Source organism: Methylobacillus sp. DLP286 (genome assembly GCF_056636515.1).
The window spans coordinates 1-18,586 of the sequence record NZ_CM153145.1 but is presented as its reverse complement, the minus strand read 5'-3'; the positions used below and the strand labels follow the sequence as shown (position 1 = coordinate 18,586).

20 protein-coding genes and 2 tRNA genes are annotated in these 18,586 nt (G+C 56.0%); 14 read left to right on the top strand and 8 right to left on the bottom strand.

All coding sequences use genetic code 11. From position 1 onward, the window contains the following. Positions 1–144: 144 nt before the first annotated feature. The 6 genes from ACWXTG_RS00110 to ACWXTG_RS00085 form a co-directional block, all read right to left on the bottom strand. Complete coding sequence (locus ACWXTG_RS00110) at positions 145–735, bottom strand: PEP-CTERM sorting domain-containing protein (protein ID WP_407995773.1); 591 nt, start codon at positions 733–735, stop codon at positions 145–147. Positions 736–843: 108 nt separating this feature from the next. Next, positions 844–1,656 carry a bifunctional DNA-formamidopyrimidine glycosylase/DNA-(apurinic or apyrimidinic site) lyase gene (gene mutM, locus ACWXTG_RS00105; protein WP_480220301.1) on the bottom strand — a complete coding sequence of 271 codons (813 nt, stop codon included), beginning with the start codon at positions 1,654–1,656 and terminating at the stop codon, positions 844–846. 11 nt (positions 1,657–1,667) lie between these two features. Next, on the bottom strand, positions 1,668–2,549 hold the full coding sequence (locus ACWXTG_RS00100; protein WP_480220300.1) for a DUF4340 domain-containing protein: 882 nt from the start codon (positions 2,547–2,549) through the stop codon (positions 1,668–1,670). Continuing rightward, positions 2,546–3,919 carry a GldG family protein gene (locus ACWXTG_RS00095; RefSeq protein WP_480220299.1) on the bottom strand — a complete coding sequence of 458 codons (1,374 nt, stop codon included), beginning with the start codon at positions 3,917–3,919 and terminating at the stop codon, positions 2,546–2,548. The genes ACWXTG_RS00100 and ACWXTG_RS00095 overlap by 4 nt, the downstream gene beginning before the upstream one ends. Positions 3,920–3,931: 12 nt before the next feature. Further along, the gene (locus ACWXTG_RS00090; RefSeq protein WP_480220298.1) at positions 3,932–4,678 is read right to left on the bottom strand and encodes an ABC transporter permease subunit; all 747 of its coding nucleotides are present in this window, start codon (positions 4,676–4,678) and stop codon (positions 3,932–3,934) included. 31 nt (positions 4,679–4,709) lie between these two features. After that, positions 4,710–5,645, bottom strand: coding sequence for an ABC transporter ATP-binding protein (locus ACWXTG_RS00085; protein ID WP_480220297.1), 936 nt, complete (start codon positions 5,643–5,645; stop codon positions 4,710–4,712). 355 nt (positions 5,646–6,000) lie between these two features. Between ACWXTG_RS00085 and ACWXTG_RS00080 the strand changes: the two genes are divergently transcribed. From ACWXTG_RS00080 to ychF, 8 genes are all read left to right on the top strand, one after another. Then, positions 6,001–7,689, top strand: coding sequence for a tetratricopeptide repeat protein (locus tag ACWXTG_RS00080; protein WP_480220296.1), 1,689 nt, complete (start codon positions 6,001–6,003; stop codon positions 7,687–7,689). Position 7,690: 1 nt separating this feature from the next. Continuing rightward, positions 7,691–8,299, top strand: a complete 609-nt coding sequence (lolB, locus tag ACWXTG_RS00075) for a lipoprotein insertase outer membrane protein LolB (protein ID WP_407995768.1) — start codon at positions 7,691–7,693, stop codon at positions 8,297–8,299. A gap of 20 nt (positions 8,300–8,319) precedes the next feature. Continuing rightward, on the top strand, positions 8,320–9,189 hold the full coding sequence (gene ispE, locus ACWXTG_RS00070; RefSeq protein WP_407996028.1) for a 4-(cytidine 5'-diphospho)-2-C-methyl-D-erythritol kinase: 870 nt from the start codon (positions 8,320–8,322) through the stop codon (positions 9,187–9,189). Between the two features lie 17 nt (positions 9,190–9,206). Next, positions 9,207–9,283, top strand: a tRNA-Gln gene (locus ACWXTG_RS00065). 141 nt (positions 9,284–9,424) lie between these two features. Continuing rightward, on the top strand, positions 9,425–10,360 hold the full coding sequence (locus ACWXTG_RS00060; protein WP_309565115.1) for a ribose-phosphate pyrophosphokinase: 936 nt from the start codon (positions 9,425–9,427) through the stop codon (positions 10,358–10,360). Positions 10,361–10,468: 108 nt separating this feature from the next. After that, a complete protein-coding gene (locus ACWXTG_RS00055) occupies positions 10,469–11,092 on the top strand; it encodes a 50S ribosomal protein L25/general stress protein Ctc (RefSeq protein ID WP_407995222.1) in 624 nt (207 codons plus the stop codon). Between the two features lie 77 nt (positions 11,093–11,169). After that, the gene (gene pth / locus ACWXTG_RS00050) at positions 11,170–11,754 is read left to right on the top strand and encodes an aminoacyl-tRNA hydrolase (protein WP_480220295.1); all 585 of its coding nucleotides are present in this window, start codon (positions 11,170–11,172) and stop codon (positions 11,752–11,754) included. A 27-nt stretch (positions 11,755–11,781) separates the two neighbouring features. Beyond that, a complete protein-coding gene (ychF, locus tag ACWXTG_RS00045) occupies positions 11,782–12,867 on the top strand; it encodes a redox-regulated ATPase YchF (protein ID WP_287111988.1) in 1,086 nt (361 codons plus the stop codon). Between the two features lie 68 nt (positions 12,868–12,935). Here ychF and ACWXTG_RS00040 read toward each other — a convergent pair whose 3' ends face one another. Then, the gene (locus tag ACWXTG_RS00040; RefSeq protein WP_309564614.1) at positions 12,936–13,409 is read right to left on the bottom strand and encodes a DUF421 domain-containing protein; all 474 of its coding nucleotides are present in this window, start codon (positions 13,407–13,409) and stop codon (positions 12,936–12,938) included. Positions 13,410–13,632: 223 nt separating this feature from the next. On the opposite strand from ACWXTG_RS00040, the gene ACWXTG_RS00035 reads away from it, so the two are divergent. Together ACWXTG_RS00035 and ACWXTG_RS00030 are read left to right on the top strand one after the other, a co-directional pair. Then, the gene (locus ACWXTG_RS00035) at positions 13,633–14,190 is read left to right on the top strand and encodes a DUF4142 domain-containing protein (RefSeq protein ID WP_480220294.1); all 558 of its coding nucleotides are present in this window, start codon (positions 13,633–13,635) and stop codon (positions 14,188–14,190) included. A 160-nt stretch (positions 14,191–14,350) separates the two neighbouring features. Next, positions 14,351–14,593, top strand: a complete 243-nt coding sequence (locus tag ACWXTG_RS00030; RefSeq protein ID WP_309564612.1) for a KGG domain-containing protein — start codon at positions 14,351–14,353, stop codon at positions 14,591–14,593. A 91-nt stretch (positions 14,594–14,684) separates the two neighbouring features. Here the strand turns inward: ACWXTG_RS00030 and ACWXTG_RS00025 are convergent, their stop codons facing one another. Then, positions 14,685–16,175, bottom strand: a complete 1,491-nt coding sequence (locus ACWXTG_RS00025) for an iron-containing redox enzyme family protein (RefSeq protein ID WP_480220293.1) — start codon at positions 16,173–16,175, stop codon at positions 14,685–14,687. Positions 16,176–16,479: 304 nt separating this feature from the next. Here ACWXTG_RS00025 and ACWXTG_RS00020 point away from each other — a divergent pair. From ACWXTG_RS00020 to ACWXTG_RS00005, 4 genes are all read left to right on the top strand, one after another. Beyond that, a tRNA-Met gene (locus ACWXTG_RS00020) sits at positions 16,480–16,556 on the top strand. A 304-nt stretch (positions 16,557–16,860) separates the two neighbouring features. Further along, positions 16,861–17,928 (top strand): tyrosine-type recombinase/integrase, encoded by a 1,068-nt coding sequence (locus tag ACWXTG_RS00015; protein WP_480220292.1) that lies wholly within the window; start codon positions 16,861–16,863, stop codon positions 17,926–17,928. 67 nt (positions 17,929–17,995) lie between these two features. Continuing rightward, positions 17,996–18,250 carry a type II toxin-antitoxin system Phd/YefM family antitoxin gene (locus tag ACWXTG_RS00010; RefSeq protein ID WP_480220291.1) on the top strand — a complete coding sequence of 85 codons (255 nt, stop codon included), beginning with the start codon at positions 17,996–17,998 and terminating at the stop codon, positions 18,248–18,250. Beyond that, positions 18,250–18,519, top strand: a complete 270-nt coding sequence (locus ACWXTG_RS00005; protein WP_480220290.1) for a Txe/YoeB family addiction module toxin — start codon at positions 18,250–18,252, stop codon at positions 18,517–18,519. The genes ACWXTG_RS00010 and ACWXTG_RS00005 overlap by 1 nt, the downstream gene beginning before the upstream one ends. The last annotated feature ends 67 nt before the right edge of the window (positions 18,520–18,586 follow it).

Genomic DNA, 18,586 nt, shown 5'->3' with positions numbered 1-18,586 from the left:
TCCGTCCAGAAAATACCGTTAAGGAACTGAAGTAAAAAGGCATATAACCGGCCAAGACACTATTAAAACGCCAAACTGCAAACGCAGCGACATCCAATAAAAAAGGCTCTTTCGAGCCTTTTTATTCACGCAGATTGATCCAGGTTAATTGCGTTTGCGCCTTGCGGCAACCCCCAGCAATCCCAGCCCTGCCAATAGCATTGCAAGGTTTTCTGGTTCAGGCACCGCGGAGACAGTCACGACAAAATCGTTATAGTCAGCCCCATCGTAAATCCAATCTTCATAGGCCAATGCATAAGTGCCGCTAGCACTCAACCAAACCTGCAAATCGCCAGCAGCTCCTCCCGGAGCCAATTGATCAGCATTGATGCTGGAATTGAACAGAATTCGGCTGGCTACGCTTTCCAGCGTCACGGTCAACGTGGCGCCAGGAACATCCGCGCCACTGAAAATCACCGAGGAATATCCATAAGGATCTGGCGTAAAGGTTGCGTCCAGCCAGAATTCCTGGGTTGCCGCATGGGCAGTATGCTCTGCCACAAAGGTGAAAGTCAGCTTCTGGTCGATCTGGTTCCAGCTGCCACCGATAAAATCAGCGTAATCTATCTGGGTCCAACCGGTCGCCTCAACTCCCTGCAATATCTCGGCCAATGCCGGCTCTGCCGCTTGCGCCGAAGGCGCTGCCATCCCCGCTACGACAAGAAGAGGTACCAATGTCGCGATCATTGCTCTCATGATGACTCCCTATTGATAAATAGATTTCCATCATAAGCAATAAAGATATATTCAAATATAGTCCAAATAGACTAATTTTATTGAAATATTAAATTAATTATATCAATATTATTTTTGGCAAGAAGCGCAGTAAAAGGTGGAACGCTGCCCCAGGCGCAACGTTTCAACTGGCTTCTCGCATACCCGGCAAGGTTCGCCGGTACGGGCATAGACGAAATAGGTTTGCTGGAAATAGCCAGGGTTGCCATCTGCCCCGAAAAAGTCGCGCAAACTGCTGCCCCCGGCCTGCAGGGCATCGTGCAAGGTAGCCTTGATTTCCTGCACCAGCCGTTCGCACTGCGCCAGGCTAAGCACCCGGGCCGGTGTCTGCGGATGAATGCTGGCACGGAACAAGGACTCGCTTGCGTAAATATTGCCCACGCCCACCACCAGGTGACTGTCCATAATCACGATCTTGATCGGAGATGATCGAGTGCGTATGGCCCGGTGAAGAAACTCACCATTGAAAGACTCATCAAGCGGCTCGGGCCCCAGCACACTGAGCAGGCTATGCGCTTCCGGGTGCTCACCCGCCCACAAAACCGCGCCAAAGCGGCGCGGATCACGCAAGCGCATCACGCGGCCATCGGCAAAATGCAGATCGAAGTGGTCATGCTTCTCAGGCGAGGTATCCCGCTCCAGCAGGCAAAGCCGCCCGGACATACCCAGGTGCAGGATCAGGCAGCCGCTTTCAAAACGGGCAATAATGTATTTGCCGCGGCGCGTCAGTTCCAGCAGCCTGGAGCCATGCAAAGTCTGCGGCAAATGGGCAGGAATGGGCCAGCGCATGGCAGGCTGGCGAATCACGGCTTGCGTCACAGTGGCGCCGACCAAGGGTTCCAAGCCGCGACGCGTGACCTCGACTTCTGGTAATTCCGGCATCAGCTCATGAGCTACTTGCCCAGGCCCACGGGCGGGTTAAGCATGGTAAAACCGATATCAGGCGGGAAATAGTAGCGCATCCCTTCATCAGGCCGTCCCAGGATCAGCTGTGGAGATTCCTGCAGCCTCTCAAAATGCACTTGCTTACCATCCTTGAGTTTGACCGAGAACGAGGGATAGCGATTCTTGCGGTCGGGAGTGTATGGCTCGACAGAAGATGCGCGGATTTTTGTCCAGAACTCGTCGAACCATTCGTTAAGCTCTTCCTGCTTGGGCTTGGCATTAGGCACGGACACCTGCCATTTGCCATCGGCATCGCGGTCGAGCTGCAGGCGAACCTCTTCCCATTGCTCCAGGCGCGAGAAGTCGAACCCTGCAATCTCCTCCTTGGGTTTGAGCGGGCTCTTGTCCAGCATTTCCAGCAACTGGGTCGCCGCCGTTTCCGAATACAAGCCGGACAATAGGTACACGGAATCCTTGTAGGCCACATATTGCTCGGCAGTCACCGGGTTATAGAGGCCGAAAATGAATTCCTCGTCATTGAGCCTGATTCTCAGCCTGGGGTTGTCCAGGCCGAAGCGCGCAGGGTCAGCGGCGGAAAACTTCTCGCGGCTGGTGCCGGCCACGATCGAAACGATCCGCTGCACAGTCACCTGGTCGGCCCGGGCGGCATATGGCTGGGCCAGGTACCAGAAGCCGTCGGTCTTTTCGAACACCACCGGCGCCTTGGCGGGAAACTCGATGCTCAGCTTGTCGAAATCCGACAATTTGAGGCTGGACACCTCATAGGTGGTCGCCTGCTCTTCCTGGTCCTGCGGCTTGAGGTAGAGGAACGCCACGATTCCCGCCACCAGCAACAACAGCACCAGGTTTACGATCCATCTCGACCTCATGCCTTGCGACGCCTCCACCAGATCACCACGCCGATCACGATCAAGCCCAGCGGCAGGATGCGGCTGAAGCCGATGAAGACAAACTGCGCCAGCAGGTTGGCCCAGCCCTCGGAAGGAATCACGATATTCACGTCCTTGCGCGGCTTGGGCTGGATGGTGATCAGCCTGTCGTCGCCCGCCAGCCAGTTGACGATGTTCAGGCCCAGGTCGAGGTTGCCGCCATTGGAGAGGAAAGTGTTGGCAAGGAAGTTGCCGTTACCCACCACCACCACGCGCTGGCCTTTTTCGCCGTACTTGCGCTCTAGCGCCACCGCGATGTTGATGGGGCCGGGCAAGTCCTTCTTGCTGTCGAAACTGACGTTGTCGTCCACCTTGCCGGTCTCGAGCCAGCCATTGGGCGCCACTTCCACCAGGTTGGACGAACGCCAGCCGTTCTCGAAGGAATCCTCGGCATGGATCATGCGCGCTTCGGGGAACAAGGTGCGCAGCATGAAGTTCTTGGTGATCGCATGCACCCCGTACTGGTTGGCGAACGCCACCTTGGCATCCGCGCCGTAGCGGGTCGCGGAAAGGTCCACCACCATACCCGGCGTCAGTTGCAACCCCAGATACTCGGCAATCGGCTGCAAGCCGTGCAGGTTGACCTCGTCGTCGATCAGCCACAGCAGGTTGCCGCCCTTTTCCAAGTATTGCTTGATCTTCTGCACCTCGACCTCGGTCACGTCCACTTCCGGGCTCGCGATCACCAGCATGGCGCCGTTGCTCGGCACTTCCTGCGCGATCAGCAGGTCGGGATTGGACAGCTTGAAGCCCTTCTTTTCCAGGTGCCGGCCAAAGTCGCCCAGGTCGTGGTTCTTGACGCCGATCAGGCTGCGCTCGCCGTGCCCGTCCAGGAACATCACGGCATTCTGGTTGGTGCGGGACAGGCGCACCAGCAGGTTGGTCATGTCCTGCTCGATGAATGCTTGCGGCGGCACGATGTGCTCGGTGCGCTGGTTGTACTCCACCACCAGCTCGATCTCTGCCTTGACCCCGGCTTCCTGCGTCGCCTTGGGCTCCTCGGTCGGGCTGACGAAGCTCAGGGTAATATCCGGCTTGACGCGCTGGTAGCGCTCGACGAACTTGTTGATGTACTTGCGCGTGTCGTTGTCCTTGACGACGTAGGCCGTGATATTGATCGGCCCTTCCATCTCCTTGAGGACATTGACGCTGCCCTCGGTCAGGGTATTGCGGCCGCCCTGCGTCACGTCGCGGCTGACGTGGTATTGATACGTCAGGAAGCCGAGCAGGAACACCAGCATCAGGAACAGCACCACGAAGAAGCTGTTCTGCACGAATAATTGAAAGCGTAGTTTGCGATTGGTTTTCATAAAGTCTCTCGATCAGCCACGCAAGCGATCTGCATCCAGCCTACGAACAGTCAGGGTCAGAAAGGTGATGATAAACAACAGGAAATAGGCAATGTCGCGGGTATCCAGCATGCCGCGCGAGAAAGGCTCGAAGTGGCGCATCAGGGACAGGTTGGCGATCGTATTGCTCGGATCACCCGCGAGGAAATACTCGATCAACTGCAAGGCCAGCAATGCGACAAAGGTAATGATCGCGGCGACCACCGGCTGCTGCGTGGTGCTGGATACATAAGTCCCCAACGCGCAGTAGCTTGCCACCAGCAGGAACAGGCCCAGCAGATTGGCGAGCAAATAGCCAAAATCAATATCCGCCCACAAGTTGAGCGAGCACACCATGGCGCCGATCAGCAATACGCTCAGGGACAGGAACGACAGCAAGCCGACGAACTTGCCGAGGACGATCTCGGTCAGCGACAAGGGCGCGCTGAACAGAAAAGGCAATGTTTGCTGGCGGCGCTCCTCGCTGATCAGGCGCATCGAGAGCAATGGTACGGCGAACAGCATGATGAAAGGCGCAATGCCGAACACGCTGCCGCCGACGAACTCGGTCACGCCCATGCGCTGGTCGGGCCGCATGGCACCCGACATGGTGAGGAAGTACTGGTCGACCCCCATCAAGTAGAAGGTAGCAAAGACGAATTGCAGCAGGGCGAGGATCACCCAGCCCATGGGCGAGGAAAACAGGCCCTTCAATTCTTTTCTGGCGATATTGACGATCATAAGAAGTCCTTAAAACTCAGGCTGCCTGCCATCAGGCAGCGGCAGCTTCCTGGAATGTAAGCTGGACGAAGACCTCTTCCAGAGAGGTTTGGTCAGGATTGATCTGGAACAGGCCCCAGTTCTGGCTGACGGCAGCCTGCACCAGCGCCTCGGACGGCGCCTCGCCCGGCGTATGCCGGATGCGCAGCAGGTTGCCTTCCAGCGCCTCGACCGACTCCACGCCGGGAATGCCCAGCAATGCCTCATGGGCGGGCGGCTGCCTGAGCCCCAGCAGCAGGCGGTTGCCGTGGCGCTGCTGCTTGAGAACGTCGATGCCGCCATTGAACACCAGGCTGCCCTTGTGGATGATCTGCACGCGGTCGCAGACCATTTCGACTTCCGGCAGGATATGGGTGGAAAGAATCACGCTGTGCTCGCCGCCCAGCTCCTTGATCAAGGCGCGGATGTCGCGGATCTGGATCGGGTCCAGCCCCACGGTCGGCTCGTCCAGGATCACCACCATCGGGTTGTGGATGATGGCCTGGGCGATACCCACGCGCTGCTGGTAACCCTTGGAGAGATTCTCGATCAGGCGCTTGCCCATTTCGGTCAGGCCGCAGCGCTGCTTGGCAATGTCGACCGCCTTCCTGATATGCTGGCGGCTGACGCGATGCAAGCGGGCCGCAATCGTAAGGAACTCGTCCACGGTCAACTCGCGGTACAAGGGAGGCTGCTCGGGCAGGTAGCCGATCAATGCCTTGGCATCCTTGGGACGCTCCATCATGTCGATACCGCAAATCTTCACCGAACCGTTGCTAGGCGCCAGGTTGCCTGTCAGCATCTTCATGGTGGTGGACTTGCCTGCGCCATTCGGCCCGAGGAAACCCAGCACTTCGCCCTTGTTCAGGGTAAAGCTGACGTCGTTGACCGCTGCACGGCTGCCATATTTACGGGTTAACTCTGAAGCCTCTACGGTAATAGTCGTCATATGTGAGTGAATTATCCGGTTTTAAGGGGTGCTAAGTTAGAAAAACATCACTCGCCTGTCAAGTTTGTCTCGCCTTTTCGGCATCGCGAAAACGCAAGAACAAGCCCGACGCTGTTGAATTATCATGTTTAAAACCGCTATAGCCGGACATGAGGCCGCGCCCTAAAGCATACAGGTACGTAAACCATACGGCATCCGGTTGATAGCATCGCGCATTATGGGTGAACTTGTGCACACTGTCACGGACTAAGAAAGACGGTGCAAAATCGTGCAAAACTTGCGCCTACCCCATTGAAAACAAGCTCAGCAGGCCTCAATATGCTAATTATCAACCCGCTACGAGATTTCCTTGAAAATGCTTATTAGCAAAAAGATCGCAATTGCAGTTGCCTGCGCAGCAATGACGCTGGGCATGGGGAATGCCGCCACTGCGGCAAACAAGGCAGAAAGCCCCTCGCCTGCGCTCACGGGCGAATTCGTCTATAAATACCTGATCGGGGAAATTGCCGGGCAACGCGGCCAATTCGACCTGGCAAGCGCCTTGTTCCTCGACCTGGCCCAGATCAACCAGGACTCGCGCCTTGCGGAGCGTGCAGCCAAGACCGCCGTGATGGGCAACGACGGACGTACAGCGATCGATGCGGCCAACCTCTGGTCGCAGCTTGACCCCGGTTCCACGGAGGCACACCAGGCCCTGACCCAGATGCTGATCAACACCGGCAAGCTGAACGAGGCCAAGCCGCACCTCAAAGCCTTGCTTGCCAATGAAGAAGGCCGCGCCAGCGGCTTCATGTTCCTCAACAACCTGCTTTCCCGCCAACAGAACAAGGCCGCGGTGCTGAGCCTGGTACAGGAACTCGCGCGCGATTACCCCGACCTCCCCGAAGCGCATTTCGCAATCGCGCATGCCGCCTGGAACGCAGGCAATACCGAGCTTTCGCTCAACGAACTCAACCAGGCGAACAAGCTGCGCCCGGGCTGGGAAATGGCCGCGCTGATGCAAGGCCAGGTGCTGCTGGGCAAGTCTCCCGAACAGGCCGTGGATTTTTACCGCGGCTTCCTTTCCACGCACGCGGATGCCAATGAAGTGCGCCTAGCCCTGGCCCGGATATTGGCCGGACAAAAGAAATTCGACGAAGCCAAGAACGAGTTCATCAAGCTGATCGAGGCCTCCAACGGCAACCCGGAAATCCTGGTGGTGGTGGGCCTGCTCTCGCTGCAGGCGAACGAACTGCCCGATGCCGAAAAATATTTCAAGGACGCCCTGGGCAAGGGATTCAAGGACAAGGACCAGATTTACATCTATCTCGGCCAGATTGCCGAGAAGAAGCGCAACGACGACGAAGCGTTGCAATGGTATAGCAAGGTCGCCCCTGGAAAAGTGCGCTATGTCGACGCGCAGCTTGGCGTTGCCAACGTCATTTCGCGCCGGGAAGGCATCGACGCCGCCATCCAGTCGCTGGAGAACTTGCCGGACCTGACCGATGCGCAGCGCGCGGCGGTCGTGCACGCGCAAGCCAACGTCCTGACCCAGGCCAAGCGCCACCAGGAAGCCTACTCGCGCCTGGAAAACGCCATCAACACCCTGCCCAACTCGCCCGAACTGGTCTACGACTTTGCCATGGCGGCGGAACGCGTCAACAAGGTGGACGTGATGGAGCGCGAGCTGCGCAAGCTGATCAAGATACAGCCTGAGTTTGCGCAGGCGTATAACGCGCTGGGCTATTCGCTGGCGGACCGCAATGTCCGCCTCGAGGAAGCCAGGGTGATGATTGAAAAAGCGCACGAGCTAAGCCCCGAGGACCACTACATACTCGACAGCCTAGGCTGGGTACACTACCGCCTGGGCAACCTGGACAAGGCCCTGGAGTATTTGCGCCGCGCCTATTCGCAGCAACCGGATCCGGAAATCGCCGCCCACCTCGGCGAGGTGTTGTGGAAGCAAGGCAAGCGCGACGAGGCAGTCAAGACCTGGGAGGCAGCGCTTTCAGCCTTTCCTGAAAACGAAGTCTTGATCAGCACCAACAGGAAATTCAATCGTTAAGATGCAAGCTGCACAGCGCTGGCTGCTGCTGGGCACCATATTGGCGGCTCCGGGCTGCGCCAGCATTCCCACCACCACCGTCCCAAGCGCGCCCGAGGTTCATCAGCAACACTTGGCTAACGTTGCCGGAATCGACCAGTTCAGCCTGAACGGGCGTATCGGCGTACAGACCGAAGCCAAGGGCTTCTCAGGCTCGACGCAATGGCAGCATACTCCCCGGCATGACACTATCTCGCTGTTTTCTCCGCTGGGAAGCCAGGTCGCCGCCATTGAGCGCACCAGCGGGAATGTCAGCCTGGTGACCAATGACAACAAACGCTACGAAGCCGTGGACGCCGAAACCCTGACTGAGCAGAACCTGGGCTGGCGCCTGCCCATGAACGGGCTGTCGGACTGGGTGCTGGGGCGCCCAGGCAAAGAGCCGGTAGAAGCCGCCCAATGGGACGATGCCGGGCGCCTGGTCAAGCTCAGGCAGGACGGCTGGGATATCGAGTACGGCCAATACGCCACCGTCAACCATTACCAGCTCCCTATGCGCATCACCCTGCGCAATGCCAGCAGGCTCACGCTCAAGCTGATCGTGCAGCAATGGCAGTTGCCATCGCGTTAAGCAACAGCCTCCTCAAGACCATGCAAGATTTCCACGCTTACCCCGCACCGGCAAAAATCAACCTGTTCCTGCATATCACAGGCCGCCGGCCCGACGGCTACCACCTGCTGCAAAGCGTGTTCCGCCTGCTGGATTTTGGCGATACCGTGCATATCAGGCCGCGAACCGACCATATCATCCGGCGCACGGAAAATACGCCCGGCGTGCCTGAAGAAAGCGATTTGTGCATCCGCGCGGCGAAACTGCTGCAACAGCATTCGGGTTGCAAGCTGGGAGCCGATATCTACGTCACCAAGCGCACTCCCATGGGAGGCGGGCTGGGCGGAGGCAGCTCCGACGCTGCCAGCGTTTTGCTGGCCCTCAACCGATCGTGGAGTCTCGGGTTGCGCCGCGAAGAGCTTATCTCCCTGGGCCTGAAACTGGGAGCGGACGTCCCCTTCTTCATTTTCGGAGAAAACGCCTGGGTGGAGGGAGTTGGCGAAAAACTGCAATCAATTCAATTGCCTCAAACCCATTACCTGGTCATCACCCCGCGCGTCCATATTTCGACCGCAGAAATTTTTGCATCGAAGCAATTGACAAGGGACACGAATCCCACGACAATAGCGGCCTTTCTGAGGGACTTGGTTCACAACGATCTCGAAACCGTAGTTAGACGGCAGTACCCGGAAGTTGAAAAATGCCTGCAATGGCTGTCTCAATTCTCCAAGGCTCGCATGAGCGGTTCTGGCGCTTCGGTATTCGCAGCATTCGACGACCAGGAAGCTGCGGAAGCTGTGCTGGCAAGAATGAATGAAACGCGCGAATTGCAAGAATATGCGGGTTGCGAGGTTTCAGGATTCTATGCAAAAGGGCTGGATCAACATCCCCTGCGCAGTTTTGCAGCCTGATGGAAACAACGATCAAATGGGGAGTCGCCAAGCTGGTTAAGGCACCGGATTTTGATTCCGGCATGCGAAGGTTCGAATCCTTCCTCCCCAGCCAGAATAAAAGCGTGTAACTTAAAAATTACACGCTTTTGTTTTTTGCACGCGATTTATACAAGCGATATCTCGCGGTTTTTATAGAAGCGACTTCTCGCGGTTTATGTTAGAGATAAGGATTCCAACTGTGGCCAAGGGCGACATGATGGTATTTACCGGCAACGCCAACCGTGCGCTTGCCGAAGAGGTGGTTAGCCACCTGGGCATAGAGCTGGGCAGGGCCACCGTTGACCGCTTCAGCGACGGCGAAGTGATGATCGAGCTGCTGGACAATGTCCGCGGCAAGGACGTGTTCATCCTGCAATCCACCTGCATGCCGACCAACGACCACCTCATGGAAGTGATGGTCATGGTCGACGCCCTGCGCCGCTCCTCCGCCGCGCGTATCACCGCAGCGATTCCTTATTTCGGCTATGCACGCCAGGACAGGCGCCCGCGTTCCGCACGGGTCGCAATCACCGCCAAGGTAATCGCCAACATGCTCACGACGGTAGGCGTCAACCGCCTGCTGACCATGGATTTGCACTCCGACCAGATCCAGGGCTTTTTCGATATTCCAGTGGATAACATCTACGCCACCCCTATCCTGCTTCATGACTTGACCCAGCAGAAGCATGACGACCTGGTGGTGGTATCGCCCGACGTCGGCGGCGTGGTACGCGCCCGCGCTGCGGCCAAGCACCTCAACGTCGACCTGGCGATTATCGACAAGCGCCGCCCAAAGCCCAACGTGGCCAAGGTGATGAATATCATCGGCGATGTTTCCGGCCGCACCTGCGTATTGATGGATGACATGGTGGATACCGCCAATACCTTGTGCGAGGCCGCGATTGCGTTGAAGCAGCAAGGCGCTAAGAAAGTCGTGGCCTACTGTACCCACCCTGTGCTTTCCGGCGAGGCTGTATCGCGCATCACCAATTCCGAACTGGACGAACTGGTGGTCACCAACACGATTCCATTGCGCCCGAATGCGCAGCAATCGCCGAAGATACGCGTGGTCAGCGCGGGCGAGCTGTTTGCGGAAACCATACGCCGCATCAGCAATGAAGATTCAGTGAGCTCCCTGTTCGTAGATTAGGCGGGAGCACGGTTCCGGCGGATGGGCATGCCCATCCGCCCTTTCTGTTATCTGGTCGCGGATAACAGGCAAACCCAAGGCCGACAGGCCTTTTTTAGGAGTAGTAAAATGGCAATTACAATCAAAGCAGCCAAACGCGAAGGCAAAGGTACGGGTGCGAGCCGCCGTCTCCGTCGCGCTGGCAACGTTCCAGGCGTTGTTTACGGTGGCGACAAGGAGGCTGTCAGCCTTGAGTTCAACCACAAGGAACTGTTCCTCGAATTCCGTCATGAAACATTCCACGCTTCCATCCTGAACCTGGAAGTGGACGGCAAGAAGGAACAAGTCGTTCTGCGTGACTACCAACTGCACCCGGTCCGCAACACCATTCAGCACATCGACTTCCAGCGCGTCAGCGCGAGCGAGAAGGTGCACGTGAAGGTGCCTCTGCACTTCATCAACGCCGACGTTGCACCTGGCGTGAAGCTGGGCGGCGGCATTGTGACCCACATCCTGACAGAAGCGGACGTGAGCTGCCTGCCTAAGGACCTGCCGGAGTTCATCGAAGTGGACCTGGGCAAGCTGGAAGCCGGCCACTCTATCCACCTGTCCGAAATCAAGCTGCCCAAGGGCGTTGAGTTCGTCCAGCTGGCACATGACAACGACTCGGCTGTCGCATCGATCGCCAAGCCACGCGGCGGCGCTGCTGCTGAAGGCGAAGCGGATGCTGAAGGCGAAGCTGCAGCCGAGTAATACCGGCGTCAATGCTTGAACGCGCGCTCCGGGCGACCGGGGCGCGCGTATTCATTTTAAAGAGTCACATCATCATAATGAACGGTATCCGCCTTTTTGTTGGCCTCGGCAATCCCGGCGCCCAATATGAAGACACCCGCCACAATGCAGGCTTCTGGTGGATAGACCAGGTCTGCGCGCAGACTTCCAGCAAAACCGCTTTGGAAGCCAAATTCTTCGGCCTCAGCGGCCGGCTCAACGGCCATGCCGACACCTGGCTGCTCAAGCCGACTACCTTCATGAATGCCAGCGGCCGCGCCGTGGCGGCACTGGCGCGTTTTTACAAGATTCCGCCCGAGCAAATCCTGGTCATCCATGACGAATTGGATTTGTCCCCCGGCGCTGCCCGCCTGAAGAAAGGGGGCGGCCACGGCGGCCATAACGGCCTCAAGGACATCGCCGCGCAACTGGGCACCAATGACTTCTGGCGCCTGCGCCTGGGCATCGGCCATCCAGGCGACCGCAGCGCGGTGGTCAATTATGTGCTGCACGCGCCGCTGCGCGACGAATTGCAGCAGATAGAATATGCCATGGACGACAGTACGCTCGTATTGCCGCAACTGCTCGAAGGCAAGTTCGAGGAAGCCATGCTCAAGCTGCACACCAAAACCAAGCAGAATTAACCTTTAACCAAGAACAGGCAGATCACCATGAAATGCGGAATTGTTGGCCTACCCAACGTAGGAAAATCCACCCTCTTCAATGCGATTACCCGCGCAGGCATCGAAGCCGCCAATTACCCGTTCTGCACCATAGAACCCAATGTCGGCATCGTTGAAGTGCCCGACCCGCGCCTCAAGCCGCTCATCGAGATCGTCAACCCGCAGAAAATCCAGCCCGCGATCGTCGAGTTCGTCGATATCGCCGGCCTGGTGGCTGGCGCCTCCAAGGGCGAAGGCCTAGGCAACAAGTTCCTCGCCAACATCCGCGAGACCGATGCGATTGCCCACGTGGTGCGCTGCTTCGACGACGGCAACATCGTGCACGTCGCAGGCAAGGTGGACCCGCTGGCCGACGTCGAGACCATCAACACCGAGCTCGCGCTCGCCGACATGGAAACAGTGGAGAAAACCCTGCAGCGCGAAAGCAAGAAGGCCAAGTCCGGCGACAAGGAAGCGATCGCATTGTGCGCAGTGCTGGAGAGGGTGCAGAAGCATCTCGACCAGGGCCATCCGGTTCGCACCCTGGGCCTGGACGAAGACCAGCTCAAATTGATCAAGCCGCTGTGCCTGATCACGGTCAAGCCCGTGATGTATCTCGCCAATGTCGACGAAGGCGGTTTCGAGAACAACCCCTTGCTGGAAAAAGTGCTGGAACTCGGCAAGAAGGAAGGCGCGCCCGTGGTCGCCATCTGCGCCAAGATCGAGAGCGAGATCGCCGACCTGGAAGATGAGGACAAGGCCATGTTCCTCTCTGAACTGGGACTGGAAGAACCGGGCCTGGACCGCGTCATCCGCGCCGCCTACGACCTGCTCGGCCTGCAGACCTACTTCACCGCCGGCGTGAAGGAAGTGCGCGCGTGGACCGTGCGCAAAGGCGCCACCGCCCCGCAGGCTGCCGGCGTGATCCATACCGACTTTGAGCGCGGCTTCATCCGCGCGGAGGTCATCGCCTATGACGAATACGTCAAGCACAAGGGAGAGAAAGGCGCGCAGGAAGCCGGCAAGATGCGCCTGGAGGGCAAGGATTACATCGTGCAGGATGGAGATGTGATGCACTTCCGCTTCAACGTATAACATTCATCCACTCCGTAACTCAAAAAAAATCCGTGTCGCAAGCACGGATTTTTTTATGTCTCCCATCATTAGGAAGGTAAGTGGATGACGCTGATCCTGCCGTCCGGCTCCAGCCGCATTTCCTTGACTTGGTCTAGGGTTTCCAGCCCCTCCTCACGGATTTTGGACATCAGCTCTTCCTTGGTGATCCATTCCCGCCGCAGGTTTTTCCACTGGATTTCGCCATTGCGCACCAACATCATGCTGGACGATTCGGTAAACCGCCGGATCAATGGAAAGCGGTATCCCAGATAATCGAACAGCAGGTTCCAGCTTAACAAGGTCGCCACCAGCAACGCTCCATCCACGAACGTCTTGGAATCACCGCTCATGGCATTTTGGGACGCATCGGCCACAATCACCACGAACAGGAAATCGCCTATTCCCAGGCTGCCCACGTCCCGCCGCAATACAAAACGGAAGATGAAGAACAAAAACCAGAACACCAACGATCCCCGGATGATGATTTCCAAAGGTGGAACGCTGAAGGTGAATAATTCCATTACCGCCTCGCGCACAAGTCTATTGCCGCAATATTAAGCATGTCTTACGGGAAGCATGTGTAGTCCGATTGCGCAAAAGAGTGTAGGAAAAGTAGGAAAATACCGAATATCCCGCTTCTTCCAACCTGTCCCCGCTACTCCTACAAAAGAATCAGCACTGTCCGATTCCCATTGACGACGATCTGGCACCATTATGCAAGTTCACAAACCAATGGAGCCCGACATGATGTCTGGATTATGGTTACGCAAGCAATGCCTTAACCTGCTCGCAATATCACTGCTCGCCTCCCCCATGTTCATCCTGAATGACGCCTCGGCGGCAGAGGTGCTGTCTGCAAAAGATCAAGGTTACCTGAAAGACATTACGCGCCTGGAGATATTACAGACCGAAGCCAGCGAACTGGCCGTGATCAAGTCCAGCAATGAAAATGTGCGGAACTTCGCGCGGGAAATTCTCAAGGCACAGACCCAGTTGGGCGAAGCGCTCAAGCAGCTGGCCAGCCAGAAACGCGCCGACCTCCCGACGGAGCCATCGCTTTGGCAAAAAGCCAAGTTCAAGAGCCTGTCCTCCAAGGACGGTGCCGAATTCGACCTGGGCTATGCCAAGACTATCGGCGTCAAGTCCCAGGAGGAAATCGTGAAATTGCTGGGCAAAGTAGCCAACCGTACCGAAGACCCCGATATCAAGACATTTGCCCTGCAGCAGTTATCGCCAGCGACATCGAATCTGGAAACAGCAAAAGCCTTGCTCGCCGTAATCAAGGCCACGGAAGACGACTGAGCTCAGGCAAGGCGAATGTCGAGTTTTCTGACACGGATATAAGACGCTGGCTTATAACGAGGCGCTCTAGGCCGACCAATAATGAACACACTTTCTTTTCATTTGAGAGAGTTGCAAGACTAACTGCCTCACTCTATCAACTTCGTTATGGAGGTTTATCATGGTACAGACTGCAAGTCCGCGCGGCTTTGCCGCAATGAGTCCTGAGAAACAACGACAGATCGCCAGCATGGGCGGTAAAGCCGCCCACGCCAAAGGCACAGCCCACGAATTCGACTCCGCCTCCGCCCGGCTGGCAGGCCGCAAAGGCGGACAAGCCGCCCACGCCAAAGGCACGGCGCACCAATTTACTTCCAAGGAGGCACGCGCTGCAGGCCGCAAAGGGGGCCGCCGCAGTTCATAGGCCTTCAAGGCAGCCATGACTATTCACTCATGGGTGCCTGATACAAAAAAGCCAGGAATTTCTTCCTGGCTTTTTATTTATCTTCGATTTTCTACACCTGGTCGCGCTCCAGGAAAAAAGCATAATGCTGGGAATAAAGCTCGCTGCCTTTTTCCAGTATGGATTTATACACCCGCGTCGCTTTTAACCCTTCCTGCGTGTGATGCACCAGCGGAGACATGAGACGGATCACGTAATCCATCACATCCATTTGGTTGCTCGACTCATTTACCCCTCCTGCCAAGCTTTCCTCTGGGGTCTCTAGCTTTATCAGGGTAAGTGCAGACGGGGCGGCGACCAGATCTGAGACATCAGCATACTGCAAATGCTTGCCATACTCCTGGCTGTATGCCAACCAATCCAGCAGCACCTGCTGCTGGTACCCTTGTGCGGGTAACAGGCTTTCGCGCTCCAGCACATGCCATAATCTGGTCCTGCCTTTGTCGTCTGGCTGCATCCAGCCTTCATTGCATAACTGCTGCAATAACAAAGGCAATGGCAGGCTATTCGTCCAATGGCCGCGAATACCCCGTTCCATGCAATCAATCCGGTAGGCCCGCTCAAGATAAGCAGCACAAGGCTGTATTGTTGCCAAGAAGGCCTTCTGCAGATCGAATGAAGCGACAATCTTGGGGATATCCAGTCCCAATTGATGCAATTTGTAGCCGTTATTGACCCGATGAAGCAAAGCTTGCCTTTCTTCATCATCATCCGCCGCATCAAGAAGTGATTTCAGCAACTTGATGGCGCTGGCAACGCAAGCGTCATCCTCTGTGGCATGCAGCGTAAAGTAATGCGGCTGAACCTCTTGCTCGCTCAACTCGTAAGCCGCAATCAGCATCGGCAGAGAGACTTGCTCGTATCCCAAGTTGAATCCAATGATTTCCGGCAAGTAATCGTCGACATGGCGCCCCAATGCCAACCTGATCGCTCCTTGCACGTAATACTGGTCATCCAAATCATACCAACCTGAACAACCGTTTTGGTCAAGCAGCTTCTGGTATAGCTTGACTTGGTTGCAACATTCGTCGCCATCACCCAGGTTTCGGAGATAAATCTTGCACAACGGCGCAAATTTGGCCTCGCGCCAATGCCTGAGAAACCCATATAGCCAGGCACCCTCTACCATACGGCTGGGAGCAACAGACTGCAGGAAGTGCAATGCATGCGCCTTGCAGGAGAAATATCGCGCTTTCTGCCCGGCATGCCTGTCGGCCAAATACGCCCGGTAACCAGCTTTTACCCGCGCACTACGCTGCTCCAGCCATTGAGGCAATGCTGCCATCTCGTCTGGCAAATCGCTCTCAAGCGACTCTGCTTCGGCCAATTTCCCATTAAGAAACGTTCGTGCGGATTTATATGCGCCATCAACATCAGCGCGGCGAACCAAGGCATGGAATAAATCACGGGCGGGAGCAGAGGCCGCTTGAGAAAGCGGCTGCGGAGGATTACGCTTGAATACTATCGAAGAAACATCGCGCCTGAATACCAAGCTTGGAATAGCGTCTGACACGACGCCCCGATCCAGCGTAACCTCTTTCATGATACACCCCCCGCATTACAATGCCAGTAAGATTAAGATATAGGGAATTATCTAGAAAAGTAGACCCGCATACCGTCAGACAATTCCGCCGGTTTTCGTAGGAAAATCAACACAATCCCGAGAAAAGCATACATTCCCTTTATCTTTCAATTAATTAAGGCGTTCAATGAAAAACTCCCGACCTTTTCAGGACCCGCTTTTCCCCAAGCTCTGCTCCTCTTACTCGTTATAAAACACATATTTGCTTTGACTTTAAGCAAACAAGAAAATAAAATAGCGGGCTTGGTTGAATCCTATGGGTTCTGGTGATGTAGCTCAGCTGGTTAGAGCACAGGATTCATAATCCTGGGGTCGAGGGTTCAAGTCCCCCCATCACCACCAACAAGCTATCTCATAGCGTTTCACCGAGTATCAAAAAAGCCGCATGATTACTGAATCTGCGGCTTTTTTTGTATCATTTCATCTCATACCATCTCTTGACATCTCCTGTTTTACAGGGGTAAGTTTAGAAGTAACATACTTACCCCACTAACTGGTTACCCCAAAATGGCACTTTCAGACGTATCCTTACGCAATGCCAAGCCACGTGATAAAGCCTGCTTTATGACTAAGCCGGGTTATTCATCCAAGTTACCCCAACGGTAAGTGGTGGCGACTCAAATACCGTTTCGACGGCAAGGAAAAGTTGCTATCGCTAGGCACCTACCCCGATGTCTCTCTTGCCAATGCCCGCGAACGTCGAGACGAGGCCAGGAAGTTGCTGGCCCAAGACCCTCCAGTCGATCCAAGTGAGAAGCGCAAGGCCCATAAATCAGCCCGGGCCGGCAGCGTGGCAAACAGCTTTGAGGTGGTCGCCAGGGAATGGCTCGCCTGCCACATGGCGAACAAAGCTCCGACTCATCGAGACAAAGTGATCCGGCGCTTTGAGCTCTATCTGTTCCCCTGGATAGGCAGCCGCCCAATTGCAGAAATCACGGCGCCGGAAGTATTGGAGGCGATCAAGCGAGTAGAAAAGCTGGGCATTCTGGAAACTGCCCACCGCACCTTGCAAACGGCTGGGCAGGTATTCCGTTATGCCGTGCAAACTGTCCGGGCAATCCGCGATGTGACGGCAGACCTCAAAGGCGCGCTGCCGCCAACAACCACCAAACACATGCCAGCCTTCACCGATCTCAAGGATGTAGCAGAACTGCTCAGAGCGATCGATGGCTTCAAGGGCAGCCTGACTGTACTGACCGCATTGAAGCTTGCGCCAATGGTATTTGTCCGGCCAAGCGAATTGCGCCAGGCGAGATGGAAAGATATTGACCTGGAGTCAGGCGAGTGGCGCTATTACGTCAGCAAGACAAAGACCAACCACCTGGTTCCCCTCCCCTCGCAAGCTGTCAGTATATTGCGGGAGCTTTATCCCCTATCCGGCCACGGGGAGTGGGTATTCATGGGAGGCCACTCTCCGCTTAAGCCTATGAGTGAGAGCGCAGTGAACGCCGCGCTGAAGCGTATGGGCTATGACACCAAGACACAGATCACCGGCCATGGCTTCCGTGCAATGGCTAGAACAATCCTGCATGAGCGTCTGAATATCGATCCTCATGTGATCGAGCATCAGCTAGCTCACAAGGTGCCCGACGCGCTGGGATCAGCCTACAACCGTACCAAGTTTATTGAGCAACGCAAAGAGATGATGCAGAAATGGGCTGATTACTTGGATGAGCTGAAAGCTGGAGCAAAGATTATCCAGCTGCAAGCCTAGACCCTATGCAACAGCATTGGACGGGAATATACTTGTACAAATAGATGAACAAGTATTGGAGGTTGTCATGAGAGTAGTGAGTTATTCAGAAGCGCGCAATTCGCTCAAGTCGGTATTGGATGACGTGACCAATGATGTGGATGTCACGGTGATCAACCGCCGTGATGCGGAAGATGCCGTAGTGATGTCACTGGCCCATTACAACAGCCTGATGGAAACCTTGCACCTGATGCAAAACCCATCCAATGCTGCCCACCTGGCTAAGTCCATTGCGGAACTACGAGCAGGTAAAGGCAAAGCTAGAGAGCTGATCAAGGAATAATGGCGCGCAAGTTTGTTTTTACCCCAAGCGCCTGGGCGGATTATCTGTACTGGCAGACCCAGGACAAGAAAACCCTCAAGCGTATTAACGCTTTGCTGGAAGCAGCGGCCAGGGAGCCGTTTGAAGGCATAGGCAAGCCAGAACCATTGCGAGGGGATTTGTCTGGCTTCTGGTCCAGACGCATTGATGATGTGAACAGGTTGGTTTACGAAGCCACGGAGAATGAATTGAATATTGTGGCCTGCCGCTATCACTATGGCGATAAGTAGCAGGTTCAGGAGCAACACCGACGCCTGACGGTATCAGGCATTAGCGGGAAGGCTGGTTAACTGTGAG

What these genes read in the sequence shown, in the direction of transcription:
- ACWXTG_RS00110 (WP_407995773.1), bottom strand. Translation starts at nt 735, where the DNA reads ATGAGAGCAATGATCGCGACATTGGTACCTCTTCTTGTCGTAGCGGGG.
- mutM (WP_480220301.1), bottom strand. Translation starts at nt 1,656, where the DNA reads ATGCCGGAATTACCAGAAGTCGAGGTCACGCGTCGCGGCTTGGAACCC.
- ACWXTG_RS00100 (WP_480220300.1), bottom strand. Translation starts at nt 2,549, where the DNA reads ATGAGGTCGAGATGGATCGTAAACCTGGTGCTGTTGTTGCTGGTGGCG.
- ACWXTG_RS00095 (WP_480220299.1), bottom strand. Translation starts at nt 3,919, where the DNA reads ATGAAAACCAATCGCAAACTACGCTTTCAATTATTCGTGCAGAACAGC.
- ACWXTG_RS00090 (WP_480220298.1), bottom strand. Translation starts at nt 4,678, where the DNA reads ATGATCGTCAATATCGCCAGAAAAGAATTGAAGGGCCTGTTTTCCTCG.
- ACWXTG_RS00085 (WP_480220297.1), bottom strand. Translation starts at nt 5,645, where the DNA reads ATGACGACTATTACCGTAGAGGCTTCAGAGTTAACCCGTAAATATGGC.
- ACWXTG_RS00080 (WP_480220296.1), top strand. Translation starts at nt 6,001, where the DNA reads ATGCTTATTAGCAAAAAGATCGCAATTGCAGTTGCCTGCGCAGCAATG.
- lolB (WP_407995768.1), top strand. Translation starts at nt 7,691, where the DNA reads ATGCAAGCTGCACAGCGCTGGCTGCTGCTGGGCACCATATTGGCGGCT.
- ispE (WP_407996028.1), top strand. Translation starts at nt 8,320, where the DNA reads ATGCAAGATTTCCACGCTTACCCCGCACCGGCAAAAATCAACCTGTTC.
- ACWXTG_RS00060 (WP_309565115.1), top strand. Translation starts at nt 9,425, where the DNA reads ATGATGGTATTTACCGGCAACGCCAACCGTGCGCTTGCCGAAGAGGTG.
- ACWXTG_RS00055 (WP_407995222.1), top strand. Translation starts at nt 10,469, where the DNA reads ATGGCAATTACAATCAAAGCAGCCAAACGCGAAGGCAAAGGTACGGGT.
- pth (WP_480220295.1), top strand. Translation starts at nt 11,170, where the DNA reads ATGAACGGTATCCGCCTTTTTGTTGGCCTCGGCAATCCCGGCGCCCAA.
- ychF (WP_287111988.1), top strand. Translation starts at nt 11,782, where the DNA reads ATGAAATGCGGAATTGTTGGCCTACCCAACGTAGGAAAATCCACCCTC.
- ACWXTG_RS00040 (WP_309564614.1), bottom strand. Translation starts at nt 13,409, where the DNA reads ATGGAATTATTCACCTTCAGCGTTCCACCTTTGGAAATCATCATCCGG.
- ACWXTG_RS00035 (WP_480220294.1), top strand. Translation starts at nt 13,633, where the DNA reads ATGATGTCTGGATTATGGTTACGCAAGCAATGCCTTAACCTGCTCGCA.
- ACWXTG_RS00030 (WP_309564612.1), top strand. Translation starts at nt 14,351, where the DNA reads ATGGTACAGACTGCAAGTCCGCGCGGCTTTGCCGCAATGAGTCCTGAG.
- ACWXTG_RS00025 (WP_480220293.1), bottom strand. Translation starts at nt 16,175, where the DNA reads ATGAAAGAGGTTACGCTGGATCGGGGCGTCGTGTCAGACGCTATTCCA.
- ACWXTG_RS00010 (WP_480220291.1), top strand. Translation starts at nt 17,996, where the DNA reads ATGAGAGTAGTGAGTTATTCAGAAGCGCGCAATTCGCTCAAGTCGGTA.
- ACWXTG_RS00005 (WP_480220290.1), top strand. Translation starts at nt 18,250, where the DNA reads ATGGCGCGCAAGTTTGTTTTTACCCCAAGCGCCTGGGCGGATTATCTG.